This is a genomic window from Streptococcus suis, assembly GCF_016775005.1.
Classification (GTDB): Bacteria; Bacillota; Bacilli; order Lactobacillales; family Streptococcaceae; genus Streptococcus; species Streptococcus suivaginalis.
Window position 1 is genome coordinate 86,437 of the sequence record NZ_JAEUXI010000005.1, and the last position, 19,020, is coordinate 105,456.

At 44.8% G+C, this 19,020-nt stretch carries 14 protein-coding genes; 12 read left to right on the forward strand and 2 right to left on the reverse strand.

The genetic code is table 11. From position 1 onward, the window contains the following. The first annotated feature begins 19 nt into the window (after window positions 1-19). The 9 genes from JNG37_RS06800 to JNG37_RS06840 all read left to right on the forward strand — a co-directional run bounded on the left by JNG37_RS06800 (window position 20) and on the right by JNG37_RS06840 (window position 15,624). The gene (locus JNG37_RS06800) at window positions 20-370 is read left to right on the forward strand and encodes an MFS transporter (protein ID WP_238336282.1); all 351 of its coding nucleotides are present in this window, start codon (window positions 20-22) and stop codon (window positions 368-370) included. A 55-nt stretch (window positions 371-425) separates the two neighbouring features. Next, entirely contained in the window at window positions 426-692 is a 267-nt protein-coding gene (locus JNG37_RS06805) for a hypothetical protein (protein ID WP_238336283.1), read from the forward strand. 130 nt (window positions 693-822) lie between these two features. After that, the gene (locus tag JNG37_RS06810) at window positions 823-3,912 is read left to right on the forward strand and encodes a DEAD/DEAH box helicase (RefSeq protein WP_158456746.1); all 3,090 of its coding nucleotides are present in this window, start codon (window positions 823-825) and stop codon (window positions 3,910-3,912) included. 117 nt (window positions 3,913-4,029) lie between these two features. Then, window positions 4,030-4,710: a hypothetical protein gene (locus tag JNG37_RS06815; RefSeq protein ID WP_158456744.1), complete on the forward strand. Its 681-nt coding sequence runs from the start codon at window positions 4,030-4,032 to the stop codon at window positions 4,708-4,710. After that, window positions 4,710-6,041 carry a UDP-N-acetylmuramate--L-alanine ligase gene (gene murC, locus JNG37_RS06820; RefSeq protein WP_158456742.1) on the forward strand — a complete coding sequence of 444 codons (1,332 nt, stop codon included), beginning with the start codon at window positions 4,710-4,712 and terminating at the stop codon, window positions 6,039-6,041. The genes JNG37_RS06815 and murC overlap by 1 nt, the downstream gene beginning before the upstream one ends. 57 nt (window positions 6,042-6,098) lie before the next feature. Beyond that, window positions 6,099-6,578 (forward strand): GNAT family N-acetyltransferase, encoded by a 480-nt coding sequence (locus JNG37_RS06825; RefSeq protein ID WP_158456740.1) that lies wholly within the window; start codon window positions 6,099-6,101, stop codon window positions 6,576-6,578. 75 nt (window positions 6,579-6,653) lie between these two features. Continuing rightward, window positions 6,654-8,435: an endolytic transglycosylase MltG gene (gene mltG / locus JNG37_RS06830; RefSeq protein ID WP_158456738.1), complete on the forward strand. Its 1,782-nt coding sequence runs from the start codon at window positions 6,654-6,656 to the stop codon at window positions 8,433-8,435. Between the two features lie 93 nt (window positions 8,436-8,528). Further along, window positions 8,529-9,011 (forward strand): transcription elongation factor GreA, encoded by a 483-nt coding sequence (gene greA, locus JNG37_RS06835; protein WP_158456736.1) that lies wholly within the window; start codon window positions 8,529-8,531, stop codon window positions 9,009-9,011. A 142-nt stretch (window positions 9,012-9,153) separates the two neighbouring features. Beyond that, window positions 9,154-15,624 (forward strand): ZmpA/ZmpB/ZmpC family metallo-endopeptidase, encoded by a 6,471-nt coding sequence (locus tag JNG37_RS06840; protein WP_158456734.1) that lies wholly within the window; start codon window positions 9,154-9,156, stop codon window positions 15,622-15,624. A gap of 56 nt (window positions 15,625-15,680) precedes the next feature. Here the strand turns inward: JNG37_RS06840 and yidC are convergent, their stop codons facing one another. Then, window positions 15,681-16,583, reverse strand: coding sequence for a membrane protein insertase YidC (yidC, locus tag JNG37_RS06845; RefSeq protein WP_158456730.1), 903 nt, complete (start codon window positions 16,581-16,583; stop codon window positions 15,681-15,683). 71 nt (window positions 16,584-16,654) lie between these two features. After that, window positions 16,655-16,936, reverse strand: coding sequence for an acylphosphatase (locus tag JNG37_RS06850; protein ID WP_158456728.1), 282 nt, complete (start codon window positions 16,934-16,936; stop codon window positions 16,655-16,657). A gap of 70 nt (window positions 16,937-17,006) precedes the next feature. Between JNG37_RS06850 and JNG37_RS06855 the strand changes: the two genes are divergently transcribed. Genes JNG37_RS06855 through JNG37_RS06865 form a run of 3 tightly spaced genes read left to right on the forward strand, consistent with a single transcriptional unit; the run spans window position 17,007 to window position 18,998 of the window. Beyond that, complete coding sequence (locus JNG37_RS06855; protein WP_158456726.1) at window positions 17,007-17,747, forward strand: TrmH family RNA methyltransferase; 741 nt, start codon at window positions 17,007-17,009, stop codon at window positions 17,745-17,747. Window positions 17,748-17,793: 46 nt separating this feature from the next. Then, window positions 17,794-18,276 (forward strand): HD domain-containing protein, encoded by a 483-nt coding sequence (locus JNG37_RS06860; RefSeq protein WP_158456724.1) that lies wholly within the window; start codon window positions 17,794-17,796, stop codon window positions 18,274-18,276. Between the two features lie 20 nt (window positions 18,277-18,296). After that, complete coding sequence (locus JNG37_RS06865) at window positions 18,297-18,998, forward strand: Bax inhibitor-1/YccA family protein (RefSeq protein ID WP_158456722.1); 702 nt, start codon at window positions 18,297-18,299, stop codon at window positions 18,996-18,998. Window positions 18,999-19,020: the final 22 nt, after the last annotated feature.

Here is a 19,020-nt window from a genome sequence, read left to right on the forward strand (position 1 = left end):
CCATGTAAAAAATGCTACAATGAAAAAAAGAGGTGATTCCATGATAACGGGCAATGTCATTCTAATGTTGTTTGCATTTCTAACAGTTCCTGTTCTTCTACTAGTAGACTATGAAGATAAGCAGTACAAGCCCTTTGGTCTTCGTTACTGGTTTGGAGTCTTTGCGTGTATATTGGTATTTTTAGTGACTCTTTTGGTTTATTTTGTAACCTACGCAGTTGGATCCATCATGGTTTTCAACCATTTTGACAGGTTCTTGGTTGGCATCTTTCTTTTCTTGGTATTTGGAGCAAGTGTGTTGACGATTCTACTGGCTAGGGCTATCAAAACCTTAATTCGACGGACTAAGTATTATCAGCAGATGAAATAGGGGGACCGACCATATGGAAATAATCGGTGAAATCTTGGTGGAGTTTTTGACTGGATTGGCAGATTTTGACGAAAGAAAACACCCACCCTTTGGCCTTCGTTACTGGCTAGGCTGGCTGGCAGTGGTGGCCAATCTTTTGTTACTTGGCTTTCTTGGCTTTGTAACGGTCGTTTTCTTCCTAGTTTTTATGAAAGGAGGGGACTGGCTTCTCCTTGTTTTGGGTCTTCTTTTGGCCCCCTTTCTGTTATTTTGGTTTTTGAAAACCATGGGCCATATCAGAAAAATGTGGCGGGTGCCCCTCTATTATAAACAGCTTTCTTAAGAACACCGGTTGGAAAACAGGTGTTTTTTCTATGCCTGGTCCAAGAGTTCTATTGGAAAATATGCTATAATGAAAAGATACAATTTAGTAATGTGACGAGTTGTTGGCTGGGAGTAGAAAAGGAGAGGCGATGGGAAAATTAATGCCGGGTCGGATTCGACAAGCTGGAATTGATCTCTATGAGGCTGGGCATCTTCGGTTGAAAACTGTTCAGGACAAGCGATTTCTATTTGATTGTCAGGGTGTTGAAGTCGAGTATGATTTGAGGGGACAAGAGGTGGTTTGTCAATGCGCAGATTATGGTCTGCGGCAATACTGCCTGCACCAAGCAGCGGTAGAATACTATTTTAACAATCATCCGGAAGGCAAGATGCAGCTACTTGCCCATCAGGAGGAGGTGGCTTTGCAGGTGGAAATTCTAGAGGAGAATCCCTTTATTGAAAGCTTAAAACGCCCCTATGAGGATGGACGGTGGACCTATCGATTGTCTGTCCATGGGCAGGTCATGGCCTTTGAGAAAACCATTGATTGGACCTTGAAAATTTCCCGCTATCCAGATGATAAATGGTATGTTGTCCGTGATATAGGAGCCTTTTTGAAAGTAGTAGCTAACCAAGGAAATTACCAATTTGGGAAGCACTATTTTGAGCAGCTGACCTATGCTGATTTTGATCAGGCAAGTCAGTTTTTTCTGGATTTTTTAGATCGCTTGCAGCCGCATCGTGTCCGCTTGGATGATCCGATTTTTGTCAATATGGGGCGGCATCTGCGCTTGCCTCTAGTCGCCTTTGAAGAAGGGCTAGAACTAATGCAGGACTTGGCTGATTTTCAATTTGAACACCAACTAAAGGCCTATGACGCGGTTGCCATTGGAAACTTGCAGGCTGACCAGGAATTGTATCGTTTTCAGGTCAAGGTTGAAACTAACTACTTTTTGGTGGTATTTGAAGAAAAGCCTGTCTTGGAACTATATAAGGGACGCTTTTTGCTCGTTGGCAATCAATTTTATCTGGTCAGCCGACAACAGGAGCGGATTCGGTCCGTTTTACTCTCCTATTTGGACCTCTCATCTGGTCAGGGTCAGGTACGTGTGGAATTTAGAGATCAAGATCAGCTGGCCTTGATTTTGCTTGATTTAGCCCAGCTAGGTCCTGTTGTAGCTCCCAAACAATTTGAAATTCGTGATTTTAAACCAGAGTTTCACTTTGATCAAACAGAGTCTGGTGAGATCAGCTTAGCCTTGCAGCTCCGCTTTTCCCGCGTCTTAGTAACAAGTCGAGAAGAACTGGACCAACTACCCTTTGCTAGTCATAAGAACCATTTGGATGCTGTCTTGGATATGATAGATAAGGCTGGGTTTGTCGGAGATTTTCAGGCACTACATGCCCCAATGTCAGGCGCAGATCTGTATCGTTTTTTTACTCAAAAACTGGAGCAGTTTTCTAAGATGGGCTTGGTTCACTTGAGTCCGAGCTTGAAGGCTCTTCAGGTCAGCCCAAGTCCTAAGATTCAGATTGAGAAGGGTCAAGGTTTGTTGCAGGTTCTCTTTGATTTTGATGGGATTGACCAGGAAGAAGTAGATGCAGCCCTGTCGGCCTTGTTTAGTCAGGAGGCCTATTATTCAACCAGGCAGGGGAAGTTGTTGGTTTTTGATCAGGAGACTCGCGCCATCAGTCAAACCTTGCAGGAGTTGCGGATTGGTCGCATGCGCAAGGGTGGCCTGTCTGTGCCTTCTTTTAGAGCCCACCAGTTGGCTGAGAGCTTGGCAGGAAGGGGAGAAATAGCTTTTTCTAAGGAATTCCTAGAGATGGCACGCTATCTAGCGCGGCCAGAGAGCTTCCCTATGCCAGATGTTCAGATTACGAGCCAGTTAAGGGATTACCAGAAAGTAGGTATTCAATGGCTTGCTAACTTAGATTATTTTGGTTTTGGTGGGATCTTAGCCGATGAGATGGGGCTGGGAAAGACCCTGCAGACCATCGCCTTTCTTTCTACCAAGAAGTCAATAGATGGCAAGGTGTTGATCTTAGCACCATCGAGTTTGATCTATAACTGGCAGGATGAATTTCATCAATTTGCTCCCCAGATGGACCTGGTGGTGGTCAATGGGAGTAAGGACCAGCGAGTTTCCTTGCTATCGGAAGAACACCATGTTTATGTGACCAGCTATACTGCCTTTCGTCAAGATGTGGATGAGTACCAAAACAAGTCCTTCCGCTACCTATTCCTGGATGAAGCCCAAGTGATGAAAAATACCCAGACCAAGATAGCGCAGCTCTTGCGGAATTTTGAAGTGGAGAGGGTCTTTGCCCTATCAGGAACACCGATTGAAAACCGACTGTCCGAGTTGTGGTCCATTTTTCAAATTGTTTTGCCCGGTTTATTGCCGAACAAGAAAGAATTCTCCAAGCTTACTGCCTCTGCGGTTTCCAAGCTGATTCAGCCCTTTGTTCTTAGAAGGCGAAAAGAGGATGTATTGGTGGAATTGCCTGATTTGATTGAATCAAAGGTTATTTCAGAACTAACAGATCAGCAAAAATCTCTTTACTTGGCCCAGTTGGAACAAATTCGGTCGGGTTTGTTAGATGGTGGAGATGAGGCCTTGCAAAAGAGGCGAATTGAAATTTTGGCAGGCATTACCCGCTTGCGGCAAATTTGTGATACGCCGAAACTGTTTATGGATTCCTATCAAGGAGACAGTGGAAAGCTAGCTAGCTTGAGGGACTTGCTTGAACGGTTAAAGGCGGAGCAACACCGTGTCTTGATTTTCTCTCAATTTCGCCAGATGCTGGACTTGATTGCCCAGGAGGTGGATGATCTGGGGATGACCTCCTATCTCTTGACTGGATCAACCCCTGCAAAAGAGCGGCAGGAAATGACCCAGGCATTTAACAAGGGGAGCCGGGATGTTTTCTTGATTTCCTTGAAGGCAGGGGGAGTCGGTTTGAATTTGACAGGGGCAGACACGGTTATTTTGGTGGACTTATGGTGGAATCCTGCGGTAGAAGCTCAGGCCATCAGTAGGGCGCACCGTATGGGGCAGGAAGCCAAAGTGGAATGCTATCGCTTGATTACCAAGGGTACCATCGAAGAGAAAATCCAAGAATTACAAGCGAGCAAGGCAGAACTGGTAACAAGCGTACTGGATGGGGCGGAGGATCGTGCCTCCCTGTCTCTGGATGATATCCGTCATATCTTGGGCCTACCCCCAGGTCAATAAGCCATTGATTGATAGAAGTGAAGTTTGGAATTAGCTCATAATTCAGCTTCAGAAAGATAAACTTGGTCAAAAATCGGCTTCTGTGGTATAATATCTGTTTGAAAGGATGAGAGGACTATGAATAGCCAGAATCGTTTTCCAGTGATTGCAGACCATGAAAGTGTCGTCGAAATGCGACCAGCAATGGATCTGTACGATGAGACAGACTTAATCAGTAATATCCGAGGAAACTACCAGGACCGTTTTTTTGATGTCCCTGTGCCAACGGACCTTCCAACAAAGGACAATCCTGTACAGGACGGTCCGTCAGAGAGGGACTTGCTGCCTCCTTTGTTTGAAGTGAAGCCAAGTCCGTATTCTCGTAAGGAACGGTTGGCCAAGCCGATGATCAAGTCAGATGCACGTGGCGAAGCCTTACCAAAAACTCAGGGGCAATTGGCGCGTGAGCAAGCCAGGGAAGATATCAAACGGAAAAAATCAGCTAGTTATTTGAAAAATGATAAGCCTCATCCTGCAAAGGTCATCAAAAAAGAACGACCAGTAGTCCAGCCTCAAAAGGGGAGTCAGGAACTAGCTGACTTAGCCAACAGACTACGTCAAGAAAATTACATCTTGGCAGACCTACCACCTGTTTACTCTTTGAAAAAAGAAGATCGAGAGCAAGAAAAGGAAAAACCACGAAATTCCTATGATTTCTTGAGGAAGAGTCAGGTTTACAATTACCCAGAGCGGAAATTTCAAAAAGAACGCCGCATGGCCCAAGAATTGAATTTAACACACATGGAAGAGGAAATCTAATGACAAAAACCTATCATTTTATCGGGATTAAGGGTTCAGGGATGAGTGCCCTAGCTCTTATGTTGCACCAGATGGGCCACAAGGTCCAAGGAAGCGATGTTGAGAAATATTATTTTACTCAGCGTGGTTTGGAGCAAGCAGGGATTGCTATTCTTCCCTTTGATGAAAAGAACATCACAGCTGATGTCGAATTGATCGCTGGAAATGCCTTCCGCCCAGATAATAACGTAGAAATTGCCTACGCCGACGCTCAAGGCTTATCTTACAAACGCTACCATGAATTCCTGGGTGAATTTATGAAGGGCTTTACTAGCCTCGGTGTCGCTGGTGCCCACGGTAAAACTTCAACAACAGGTCTTTTGGCCCATGTGATGCGTAACATTACAGATACCTCTTTTTTGATTGGAGATGGTACGGGTCGTGGCTCCGCCAATGCCCAGTATTTCGTCTTTGAGTCTGATGAGTACGAGCGTCACTTTAAACCTTACTATCCTGAATACAGCATCATTACTAACATTGACTTTGACCACCCAGACTATTTCACTAGCTTGGAGGATGTCTTTAATGCTTTCAATGATTATGCTAAACAGGTGAAAAAGGGGCTCTTTCTGTATGGGGAAGATGAGCAACTCCGTCAGATTACAGCTCAAGCACCAATTTACTACTACGGTTTTGGTGAGGACAATGACTTTGTGGCTTATGACTTGAAACCTTCTACAACAGGTTCCCAGTTCAAGGTGCGCCACGGAGAAAAAGAGCTAGGTCAGTTCCAAATTCCGACCTTTGGTAAGCACAATGTCATGAATGCAACCGCAGTCATTGCTAACCTCTATGTGGCTGGATTTGACTTGAACTTGGTAGCGGAACATTTGAAAACCTTCGGTGGTGTCAAACGTCGTTTCACAGAGAAAGTGGTCAATGGTACGGTCATTATCGATGATTTTGCCCACCATCCAACCGAAATTATTGCGACCATTGATGCAGCACGTCAGAAATACCCAAGTAAAGAGATTGTGGCCATTTTCCAACCGCATACCTTCACACGAACCATTGCTCTATTGGATGAGTTTGCAGAAGCTCTCAATGATGCCGATGCTGTTTATTTGGCACAAATCTACGGATCTGCTCGAGAAACAGATAACGGACAAGTCAAAGTGGAAGATTTGGCAGCCAAAATCAATAAAAAAGGTGGACTGGTAACAGTAGAAAATACTTCGCCGCTCCTTGACCATGACAATGCAGTCTATGTCTTCATGGGAGCAGGAGATATTCAATCCTATGAGTATTCCTTCGAACGCTTGCTGTCCAACCTATCTAATAATGTTCAATAAGAACAGAGCAAAGACAGAGGTCAGACCTCTGTCTTTGCTTGCTAGAAAGGAGACTGCATGCAGCTACGATTTGTGACAAAAGGAGATGAGGCGGCACTTCTGGCTTTGGAAGAGGCCAGTTTTGTTGCGGAAGAACGAATTTCACCAGCGGTCCTTGCGTCATTTGCAAGTCACTCGTCTACTTCTTTAGTGGTAGAAGACCAAGGTCAGGTTTGTGCCTTTTTATTGACCAGGCCGATTGTTGGCTGGGACCTGACTGACCAAGTCTATTTCCAAGAGGTAAAGGTGGATGAAACAGGAAGTTGTCTAGCTGTTGCGAGTTTAGCTGTAGCTCAAGCCTATAAGGGGCAAGGTTTGGGCAGCCTTTTACTAGCCAGTTTGAAGGACTTAGTTGTCAATCAGGGCTGGGAAGGGATCAGTTTGACCTGCCATGAAGAATTGCTTTCATTCTATTGCATGAACGGATTTGAAGATTTAGGAATCGGTTTGTCACAATTTGGAGGTTCAACTTGGTACCAAATGCGGTGGAAAGCTTGATAAATAAAGGAAGTTCTTGATTTTGTTAGGCTTTTAAGATATAATAAAAGGTAATTGTGTGAAAGGAGTTTAATTGTGAGCAACGATTCGAAAGAAAAGAACACACAATCTTCTAATTTTCGTGAACAAATTTTACGGGATTTGGAAGAGTTAAAACAAAAAAGATTAAGAGAGGCCCAGGGACAGGAACAAACGGAATCCATCGATTTGCAGCCAGAACCGTTAGTAGAAGACCATCTTCCAGTTGAGGAGATTGTTGTTCCGGAACCAGTTGCAATTGAGGAAGTCCTTATTTCAACGCCTCAAGCCGAGACGGCCGTAGCAGAGGATTTGGTTCGACCAACTGTTAAAATCGATGCGATTGATTTTGAAGAAGAAGTTCCAGTTGTGGTGAAACAATCAGAACCAGTTGTGCCAGTCACTCCAGTTGAGCAACCAAGTTTTGATGCTGGTTCTGAATTTGAAAACACAGTTGAACGAAACATTTCTGAGTTGCGTTCAATGGCAGAAAACTTTGAGCGTTCCGTTCCAACTCCAATTCCAGTTGAGGAGCCAGTTGTTGAATCCCTTGATGAAACACCACTTGCTGAAGACGAAGTTGAGTTGGATAAGACAATTGTGACGCCAGTCCCAGTTCCAGTTGAGGAAAATCAAGCGGAAAAACCAGTTGCAAAAGCTGGATTAGAAACGCCAAGACGCCGCAGCACCAAGCAAGCACGTAAGAAACAAGATAAGGCAGCTAAGCGCATTGTTTCAGTTGTGATGTTGGTAACCGTGTTGGCCCTGATTTTGACAGCTGTTTCTGGTTATTTCTATGTTAAATCGAGCTTGGAACCAATCAATGCCAGCGCAACCGAGACAGTGCAGGTTGAAATTCCGGAAGGTTCATCAACTAAAGAGATTGCAGAAATTTTGCAAGATAACAACTTGATCAAAAATGCAACGATCTTTAACTACTATGCCAAATTGAAGAGCTACAACAATTTCCAAAGTGGTTTCTACAATTTGAGCCAAAGCATGTCAGTAGATGACTTGGCAAAAGCCTTGCAAGAAGGTGGTACGCCAGTAGCGGAAGATCCAATCGCAGGTAAAGTCTTGGTGGTTGAAGGCTACACCTTGGAGCAAATCTCTAAGGCTGTGACAGATAATGTCTATACAGATGATACAACGGACACAACGCCATTTACTGCAGAAGAGTTTATGGCAACTGTGCAAAACCAAGATTTCATTGCGCGAATGGTAGCAGCTTACCCAACCTTGTTTGCCAGCTTGCCAGCAGCAGATTCAGGTGTTAAATACCAATTGGAAGGCTACCTCTTCCCAGCAACCTATGATTATACAGCAGACACAACTGTAGAAGGCTTGATTGAGCAAATGATTGCTGCAATGGATGCCAACTTGAAACCTTACTATGAGAGCTTGGCAGCCAAAGGCTTGGATGTTAATTCTGTGTTGACCATGGCTTCATTGGTCGAAAAAGAAGGTTCAACAGATGAAGATCGTCGTAATATCGCAAGCGTCTTCTACAACCGTATCAATGCTGGTATTCCACTTCAATCAAACATTGCTATTCTTTATGCGATGGGCATGCTTGGTCAAGAAACAACCTTGGCACAAGATGCTGCTATCGATACAGCAATCGATTCACCATATAACATCTATGTCAACTATGGCTTGATGCCTGGTCCAGTTGATAGCCCAAGTCTATCAGCTATCGAAGCAACAGTAAATCCAAATACAACTGACTACTACTATTTTGTTGCAGATGTAACGACAGGAACTGTTTACTTCACGAACTCTTATGAAGAACACTTGGCGAACGTTGAAACATACGTGAACAGCAAGCTAAACAATTAGGAGTCTATCCCGTAACAAAATTATGTGGTTTTGCCACATAATTTTGTTTTCGTATTTTATGATCAAAATAAAACAATACAAAAAGGAATTATCATGGCAGAAAAAACCTACCCTATGACCCTTCTTGAGAAGGAAAAATTAGAAAAAGAATTAGAAGAACTAAAATTGGTTCGTCGTCCAGAAATCGTTGAGCGTATTAAAATTGCGCGTTCTTATGGAGACCTTTCAGAGAACTCAGAATATGAGGCAGCCAAAGATGAGCAGGCTTTTGTTGAGGGTCAAATCTCAATGATTGAAACGAAAATTCGTTATGCTGAAATCGTTAACTCAGATGCGGTTGCTGCGGATGAAGTCGCTATCGGTAAATCTGTAACGGTTCAGGAAGTCGGCGAATCAGATGAGGAAGTTTACCATATTGTTGGTGCTGCGGGTGCAGATGCTTTTGCAAACAAGGTATCCAATGAAAGTCCGATTGGACAAGCCTTGATTGGTAAAAAGACAGGTGACCTAGCTACTGTTGAAACCCCTGTTGGTAGCTACCAGGTTAAGATTTTGAAGGTTGAAAAATCAGTATAAGTCGCTAAAGCGGAGTTGGGCATGAGCCCGGCTCTTTTTTTATTTAAAATATACTATATATTACTATGATATTGTGTGCATTTTGGGAAGTTTTGTACTAAAATAAGGATAGGATTATACGTTTAATAATAAAGGAGGAAAAATGAGTCGGTTTTTTTATGAAAAGCGAAAAGCATTTTCGATACGGAAATTGTCCGTAGGTGTCTTATCTCTCTGCATTGCAAACTTTGCTTTAGCACCTCTTTTGGCTACACCGCAGGTTTTAGCTAATGAGATTCAGTCGGAAAGAGATCTAAAGCAGATTCAGTTTCGCTACGTCTTAGATAGTGAGCTGAATCGTAAGGATCTTGAAAGATTGGTTGAGGTCTTACCAGCCAAGGTCAGTCAGGATGTGACTTACTATTTGGTATATCAGGTAGAGCGGCCTGCCATCTTGCCAGCCACTGGGCAAATTGCTTCTCAGCTGGGTTTGGTGCTTGCTGGAGGCTTTCTCTTGGTTGGATTGGCAGCAAGTCGTTCGAAAAAGGCACGTGTCGTCTGCTTGCTTTATGTCACAATCGGCGGAGCAGTCTTTCCTGTTTTAGAGTTAGCTGCCCTAGAATCGTCAGTCTTAGCATCCCATAATCAAACAATCACCTTAGCAGTTGGAGAGTCACTTCCAGACGGAAAAATTCAGATTGCAGGTCACCGCTTTTTAGGTTATTTGGTGGATGGAGAAAAAGCAGAGCTTCCGCAGAAGAAAGCGGAGGTAGGAGGCAGGACAAATTCCGCTAGTCAGGGTGAGCAGGAAAGCCTTTCGCAAAAAAATGAGAAGGAGTTTCTTCAGAAAGAAAAGGAAATAGAGCAGGTTACACAGCCTGCCATCTTGCCAGAAATCCGTTACCGTGAAGAGGTTGAAGTCCTGCCAGCGCCTGTTGAAGAAAGAGAAGATCCCAATCTAGTTGTGGGAGAAAGCAGAATGGAAGAAGGTCAGGATGGACAACGGACCTATCACTACAAAGAAACCTGGGTAAACAATCACTTAGTTCAAACAGACTTAATGGATGTCCAGGAGACCCCAGCCCGTCCACATATTCTCTATATGGGCAGTAAGGCGGTTGAAAACCAGGACCAAGTTGAGGCAATAAGTTGGTCTCTTGGAGAAGAAAGTTTGAACCACAAGGTGGTGCCGTTGGCCTTTGATTTGCAGCAACGGACTGAACGCCAAGACCTAGCTATTGCAGAAGTAGAGATTCGAACAGATAGACTTTTGGTAGGAGAAACAGAGCGACAGCCAGGCCAGGCTGGTCAGCTTATCATTGACTATCAAGATGTGGTCGTCGCTGGTCAAGTAGTGGCCAGCAAGGAGTTGGGGCGACAAGAAATTGCTGGGAAACCAAGCATTCTGTATATTGGGACTAGGGAGGAAGGGGCTGCTCTTCCAGAACAGCTACAAGAAGAGGTCACACAGGTTCCTGACCAAGCCCCTCAACAAATCCCTTCAGCTGCCCTAGAGTTTGAATTGGTCAATCGAACTGCTTCAGAAGATCTACCAATAGTGGTGGAGAGAGTGGAAACAGACCGCCTGCCGAGCGGTGAAACAGAAATCGAAGAAGGTCAGGCAGGGCGAATTGAAATTGACTACCAAGATGTGGTTGTCGCAGGACAAGTTGTAGCAAGCAATGAATTGTCTCGTCGTGAGTTTCCGGGACGTCCTAGTATTCACTATATTGGAATAGGTGAAACAGAGGAGATTGTAAGCTCTGAGGCAATCGTACAAGTCCCAGATTATGCTCCAAGTCGTCCTGCATTGCCAAGTCTTCCGATTCAGGAGCTTAGCCGGTCTGAGGAAATTAGCTTGGAAATCCCAGAGGAACGGATTTCAACGCAGGATCTAGCCCGGGGTCAAACTCGAGTAGAAGAAGGGCGAGCAGGCAAGCACATCATCCAATACAAGGATACCTTTGTTGATGGGAAACTCATTTCGAGCCAGGAAACTAGTCGAGAGGAAATTCCGTCAATTAGTCGGAAAATTTTTGAAGGGATAGGGATTGATGAAAAATTAGTTGCCCCTTTATACCAGTCAGATAAGTCAGTCGCACAGATTGAGCGAGTAGAGGAAATTGTTTCCCATGGCTTTAGGGAAGAAATCAATGCCGATTTGCGTCAAGATGAGGTTGTTGTCTTACCGGGTAGAAATGGCCTCAAGGAAGTCACCTATGCCCGTATTAGCGACCAGCGAACTGTCTTAACCAGTCGAGTCTTGGAAGAAGCACAGGATCAGGTTACTGTCCGAGGTAGCCGTCAGGATGGTAAGCTAGTTGCTCCTTTGTATCAAGCAGACAAGCCTGTTGCAAAAATCCGGTACCAGATCGAACAGGTCCCCTTTAGCCACCGGGAGGAAGAGCGACCAGAGTGGCTAGAAGGACGGATTGAGATGCAGGAAGGGCAGACTGGGGAAAATCGCCTGACCTATTTTGATATTGGCGACCAATCCCATTTGGTGAAGAGAGAGGTGATTCGTGAAGCGCGAGACCAGATTACCTACCGAGGCAGTAAGGTCGTCGAACTCCCAACACCTCCTAGTCCAGCACTAGAAGAATTTGGACCAAAACCAACACTCAGTCTTCGTCTGACCCAGACGGACAAGGAAGGCAAGTCAGTTAGTCTAGCTTATCTATTAGAAGACAAGGCCAAACGCTTCCAATCGGCTCGAGCAAGTCTCTATATTGGTGATACCCTCGTGGAAACCAAGGAGTTGAAGGTTCAAGGCCTCTTCCGTCAAGTAACATTTAGTCAACTGCAAGAAAATATTGATTACACTGTTCGGGCAGAAATTACCTACCGAGCAGGTGAACAAGAGTTGATAGATTCAGTTGCTGACGAAGCAAGTGTAATCCTTGAAGCCCGTCGTATCCAGTTTAAGCATACGGACCGGCCAGAGTTATGGCAGTTTACCAATGGCCAGGCGACCCGTATTTTGCAGCTGAATGAGATTCCACAAGAGACCAGTTCATACTATATCAAGCTAGTTTCTGAAGAGGCCAAGGAAGTACTTCTGCCGGTGGCAAGTATTCAGACCCAGGATGCAGCTCATTTCCGTGTCAGGGCTAGACTGGACAATCTCGTCGAAGATAAGCAAGCAAATGGGCAATTTTCAAGTGACTTGACTTTTGATATTCCGAGAAATACGCCTGTTCGTACGGGCAGCTATCGTGATTTTGCTCAATTGGTACAAGCTATGAACCAAAATCTAACAGGGGAATTCTATTTGGCTGGAGATATGACGGCAAGCGGATTCCAAACTAGTGTTGGTCAAACTGCTTATGTATTGGGTGAATTCAAAGGTCGCCTCGTCGGAAATGGTTATAGTATTTACGATTTGTCCCTCCCATTCCTTGAAAAATTGGGAGCGGGAGCTCGTGTTCAGGATCTACACCTAAAAGAGGTTGCGATTCACCAACCACAAGCTAGCCATGTTGGTGCCCTTGCTAAGGAATCCTATGCACAAGATGTAGAGGTAAGCGATGTAGCTGTGCAAGGGCAGTTGACTGCGGCAGATAATATTGGTGGTCTTGTGGGCCATTTTGCAGGAGGCCGCTTAGCGGATATTAGTTTTAAAGGCTCCATCCGTAGCCTGACAACTGCAAATACAGATAACCGCCTTGGAGGTATTGCCGCATGGCTTGGTGGAAGTGGCCAGATTGACGGTGCAGTAACAGATGCCCAGCTGATGGCCATCTCATCAGGTAGCAAGATTGGAGGCATTGTCGGCCAAGTGGAGGGAGCTTCTAACATTCGTCGTGTCTTTGCTAGCGGCTTGATTACATCTTCGGCAAGTGCAGACACGGAAAATGGCGGATTGGTCGGCACTATCTTATCTTCAGCAGGACGGATTAGCCGGATCAGTCAAGGTCTATCGACCGTTCAAGTAACAGAAGGTAAACCTGTGTATGGTTTCCCCTTGGATAACCAGTCCCAGCTGAGTCAACTCTACTACCTGCCAGAAGGGGAAAGTCCGGATAGCGATCGGCACGCCCAGGCAATTGAATCCGAACAAGTGGAGCAACTGCTGGCACAGTTTGGTTTGACACAGCTCCGTGAAAGGATTCAGACATCCGCTACTTCCCAGGAAGTTTATCAGGCCTTTGCTCATTATCGACCATCTCGCTTGCAGGCTTATCGAAACATGGAAAAACTCCTTCCATTCTACACCCGTGATGTTCTCATCCAGCAGGCCAATCGACTGGAGGATGGAGATAGCCTGGTAACCAAGCAACTCCTAGATGTTCAAGCCTTGTCTGGCCAGGAACTGGTCTTCTATATAACAACAGAAAAACCAGTGACAGGCTTGCTGCTACACTATGCGGATGGTAGTTCAGAGCAGGTATATCTGAATAAGCGCAGTGATTTGGTGGTCAATGGCGGAGCGATTCAAGAATATGTCCTACTGGATAGAAACATCAGCTATACACCAGATAATTATGCAGTTTCACCTCGCCAAAGCCAAGCAGTCAACAGTTTGATAGCAGAATTGACAGCAGTTCAATTTGATGCGCAAGAAATTCGACAAGCGCTGGGAATTCAAACTCAAAATAACCTTGACTTGGCCAAACTCTTCTTAGAAGAATCCTTTAACCAAGTCAAATCAGATGTGGAAAGACACCTGATAGACCTACTTTCCAGCAACTGGTTGTTCTTGGATACCAACAGCGCAGGTTTTGCCAGCCTAATGGAGGAAATCCGGACCAATAAGGCAGCATTTTTGCTGGGGCTCGCCTATATGAACCGTTGGTATGCGATTACCTTTGGGGAAAGACAGGTGAAGGACTTGATGATAAAAGAGGGCAACTTCTTTGGGCGCAATCAGAACAGTCTTGATAGATTGATCCAGTTGGGTAATTTAGGAAAAGCAGCCCTACAACCTAAGTACAACTATGTAATCGGTAGTGGTTTAGTCGCAGGACCTAGCCTGCAATCTGATTTGTTTGGCTATCTGGAAGCCTTCCGCCAAGTCTTTTCCCCAGACAAAACGACGAGTGAGTGGTTCACTGAGAGCAGTAAGGCCTTTATTCTAGAGACCAAATCGGAAGTTGCAAGTGCACGTGCTAAACAAGATAACCCAACCAGTCCCTACCACCATGTAGAAGTCTATAAGAAAATCAGCAGCCGACCATGGCGGTTCAAAGAGATGGCCTTGATACTCTTGACCATGCCTGGTGAAGGAATCTTTGTCGTCAGCAACATGACCTCCCTCTTCCTTGGGATGTATGAACACAGTGTCAAAGAATGGACGCCAGCAGAATATGAAAAGGTCAAGGAACGAGTGCGAGCAGCTGCCAAGCATTGGAATGCTCACTCAGACTATCTCTATAATATCCTCCCAGAAAGTCACAAGGACAAGGTATTTAGCCATGTTATTAACTGGGACAGCCGTCTTTTGAAAGGAAGATGGTTGAGCCTCTTAGACCCAACCCCAAGTATGCGGTATTTCTTTGGTCCGCTTGGTAAGGACCATCCTCACTATGAGGGAACCTTTGCTTATTCACTTGGGTATGACAACGTCTTTGACTGTTTGGATATGATGGGTGAGCGAGCAGCTTCTACCTACACCCATGAACTAACCCATGTCTTGGAAGATGATGTCTACCTGCTCGGCCATTCGCGCCGCAATGGAATGAGTCCCGAAGTCTTTGCGGAAGGCCTCTTCCAATCAAATCCGTGGAGTGACCAAGATCGTTTGACCATCAATAGTCTCTTTGACCATAGTGACAAGGAAAGTTTCAAACGCTTGACCAACCTGAGCCCGCAACGCTTCCAGTCCACAGAAGACTTGCAAACCTATCTGCGTGGTTACTTTGATGTATTGTACAGTCTGGACTATTTAGAAGCAGAAGCAGTTCTAAAACAGAGTAGCTTTGTTCGTCAAAATTGGTTCAATCAATTGGTGACGCTTGATGATAACGGCATTCTTATCCGTAAGTTGCCATACGAAACAAGTATCAGTTCCTTTGAAGAGTTGATTGACAAGGGCCTTGTCTCCAGACGATTCTACGACCCAGAAGGAAAGTCAGATAGTATCCAATACCCAGCTAGTCAGTACCATAGCATCTCTGCCTTAGACCCGATGTATGGTGCTCTAAACGATGACGGACCTAGTCGAAATGAGATGCATTTCCGCAAGCTAGCTTTTGAATTTTTAGCAGAATATGGTTACGAAGATGGTTTGGTAGCTTATGCTTCCAACAAATTCCGCAGTGAGTTGGGCTACCGTTCAGCTGATAGCCAGGTCATTGCCAAGATGAGCGAAGGAGAGTTCGACTCTGCTGCAGCCTTTCGGAAGGCTATGTTTAGACGCCGCATAGAAAAACTGAATCAATTGAAGCCAATTACCATTCGAGGACGGGCTGATGGCGGTTATTTCCATGGACCAACCCGAACGATTAGCAGTTTGCAGGAACTGAAAGAGTTAATGGCAAAAGCAGTGGACCATGATGCCTCTTGGCAACAATATTACAGTCAGTATGATTACTTTAGCAAGGAAAAATCGCAGGTATATGGCCTGAAAGCAGCCCTTTTGAATGCCTTCTTGCTAGAGACAGAAGACTTTAAACAGTCCATTTATCGACCGTAATGGCTGTAAAAAGGATAAAAAGAACCCTCCATTTTTATAATGGAGGGTTTTGCTTGTTAGCGTGACCGTTGCTTGCCAGCGTTACGGTTTTGCTTTTTATTTTCAATCGTTTGGGCAGCAGATGGGGTAACATCCTTGACCTTGCCTTGAACTGGTTTGAGAGGTTTGTTTTTCATTTCCTCTTCCACTTGTTGACGAATTTTTGGTTTGATAATAAAGTTGGTGATGGCTTGTTGTAAGAGACCGAAGATACCTCCGACTACCCAGTAAAGGGTCACACCAGCAGGAGAAACCATAGAGAAGTAACCAATCATCAATGGGTTCATATACATCATAGCACGCATTTGTTTTTTCTGCTCTTCATCCATACCAACCATCATCAGAAGGGACTGGAAGTAGTAGAGAATTGCAGCGACAGCTGTCAAGACTAAGCTAGATGAGCCTAGGTCGATTCCCAGAAAGCTAGCTTCTGAGATACCTGGTGTATGGCGAGCTGCAAAGTAAATAGCAGAGAAGAACGGCATTTGGATGAGAAGCGGTAGGCAGCCCATACCACCAAGAATGCTGACTCCGTACTCTTTTTGAGTAGCCATGAGCTCTTGTTGGGCAGCTAGTTGCTCTTCTTGTGAGCTAGCGTTTCGCATCTGCTCTTGGATAGGAGCCAAGATTGGCTTGAGGTAGTTCATCTTTTCAGATTGATAAGCCGCTTTTTTGGACTGGTAGATACCAAGTGGTAGAATAACCAGACGGACCAAGATGGTCACGATGATAATCGCAAGTCCAAAGCCCAAACCTTGATTTTCGGCAAAGAAGGTAATCAAGTTGGACATGGGTTGACCTAGCAGGTTCCAAACGAGACCAGTCGGGTTACCATTTGAGTCAGTGCTCACACAACCTGATAGGAGTAAAAGTGTTGCCAGGCTAAGCCCTGACAAGTAGAGACGTTTTGATTGTTTCACGTTGTAAACTTTCCTTTTCTTAATGTCATGATACTGTCTATTGTACTTTTTTTGAAAAAAATATACAAGTTTTACCTATGGCTGACCTGAAAATCGTCATAGTCAGAAAAATTAGCCAGGGTTGCATCTAGGTAAGTGACCTTGGACATACGGGACGGGCCTTTTCGGATTTCATGGATAAAATGGCTGAGCTTCTCACTATTTTCAGACTGGACAAGGATGGTGACAGTGCCATCTTCATTGTTCCAAACTCGTCCATAGATATCTCCAATTTCCAAGGCTAGATAATAAACGGACCAACGAAAACCAACTCCCTGAACTCGACCAGAGACAATTAATTTCAGCTTTCTCATAGGTTTCTCCTTTTGACAAGTTCCTGACTTTATTATATCATGATTGCAAAGTGAAAGAAATGAGGAATCTATGGAAATTATCCGTTCCAAGGCCAATACAAGTGTCAAAGAAGCCAAAAAGTTACAGCAAAAAAAATACCGAACATCTTCCTATCTAATCGAAGGCTGGCACCTTTTAGAAGAAGCGCAAAAAGCAGGAGCTAAGATTGAACAAGTTTTTGTTGTGGAAGAATGGGCTGATAGGGTGGCAGATTTGCCAAAAGTGAAAGTCGTGAGTCCAGAAATCTTGCAGGATTTAGCAGACAGCCCATCTCCCCAAGGTGTTGTTGCCCAGATCGGTCTTCCGACTCTGGATTTGCCAGAGCAATTAAGGGGGCGTTATTTAGTATTGGAAGATGTCCAAGATCCAGGAAATGTCGGAACCATGATTCGAACAGCAGATGCTGCAGCCTATGACGGGGTCTTCATGTCAGACAAGTCAGCAGACATTTATAGTATGAAGGTCTTACGTTCGATGCAGGGAAGTCATTTTCACCTTCCAGTTTACCGTCTACCTGTGTCTGATATTTTAGAGTTTCTCCGTAAGTATCAGGTAGAGATTCTGGCAACGACCCTCTCGAGTCAGTCGGTCGACTACAAACAAGTGCGACCGCAGGGCAGCTTTGCCTTGGTCATGGGAAATGAAGGTCAGGGGATATCAGAGCAGGTTGTGACTGCAGCAGACCAGCTGGTTCATATCTCTATGCCAGGACAGGCGGAAAGTCTAAACGTTGCTGTTGCGGCTGGTATTTTGGTCTTTAGCTTTATTTAAGTCAAGCAGGATAAACTGTGGTATAATCTAGAAACGAGGATTGGATATGACAGTTTATAAAAACGATAAAGAATTCATGCATTATGTAGGGCGACTGCTTGATAGCCCCAAAGTTCAGAAATTAGGGAAGATTACCCATCACTATCATTCAACACGTTTGGAGCATTCGATCAATGTCTCCTACACTAGTTATAAAATTGCCAAGAAATTTGGCTGGGATGCTCGGGCGACAGCTAGAGGCGGTCTCCTGCACGATCTCTTTTTCTATGACTGGCGAGATACCAAGTTTACACGTAGCCATGCTTGGACCCATCCACGGATTGCGGTTCGAAATGCCCGTAAGTTGACTAAGTTGAGCAAGGTTGAAGAAGATATCATCGTCAAACATATGTTTGGGGCGACCTTGGCACCTCCTCGTTATAAGGAAGCTTGGATTGTGACCTGTGTGGACAAATATTGGGCAGTCCGTGAAGCCACCCTTCCTCTACAACATCGCTGGAAGAACCGAAAGATTTTACGTTTTACCTAAACCATCTCAAAGGAGTTTATATGAATAACAATCAATTTATTATCAATCAAGTCGAACAATCCGCTCTCAACCGATTCTTCGCTCGTATCTACGGTGTGGTTGCCATTGGAATCGGAATTTCAACCCTAGTTGCCTTCTTGTCATTGACGGTATTTTGGCCGCTGACAAGCACCCTTTTGACAGGTGGCAGCGTCTTTCTCATCGTAATCATGTTGGCACAGATTGCCTTGGTATTTGCTGCATCTAGCATGGCTGCTAAAAATAGTCCACTGGCCTTGCCCATGTTTGTTGGCTATTCTGCCTTGAATGGTTTTACCATCGGTTTGATTTTGCTTCGTTATACTGGTGCAACTGTCGTGACTGCTTTTCTTTCAACTGCCTTGATGTTTGTCGTGATGGCGGTGATTGGGGCCACCTCTAAGAAAGATTTATCTGCCATGGGACAAGCCTTGCGAGCAGCCTTGTGGGGAATTTTTATTGCAGGTATTATCAATATTTTCTTCCGTTCGTCAGGCTTAAGCTTTGTCATGTCAATTGTATCGGTATTGGTTTTCTCAGGTTTGATTGCCTATGACAACCAACGCATCCGCAATGTCTTTGAGCAAACTGGCGGCAATGTTGGTCAGGGCTGGGTTGTCTCAATGGCCTTGCAACTTTATCTTGACTTTATCAACCTTTTCCTCAATCTGCTTCGTATTTTCAGCAGCTTGAGTCGCGATTAATCAATTCCCACTCCTTTTGAGT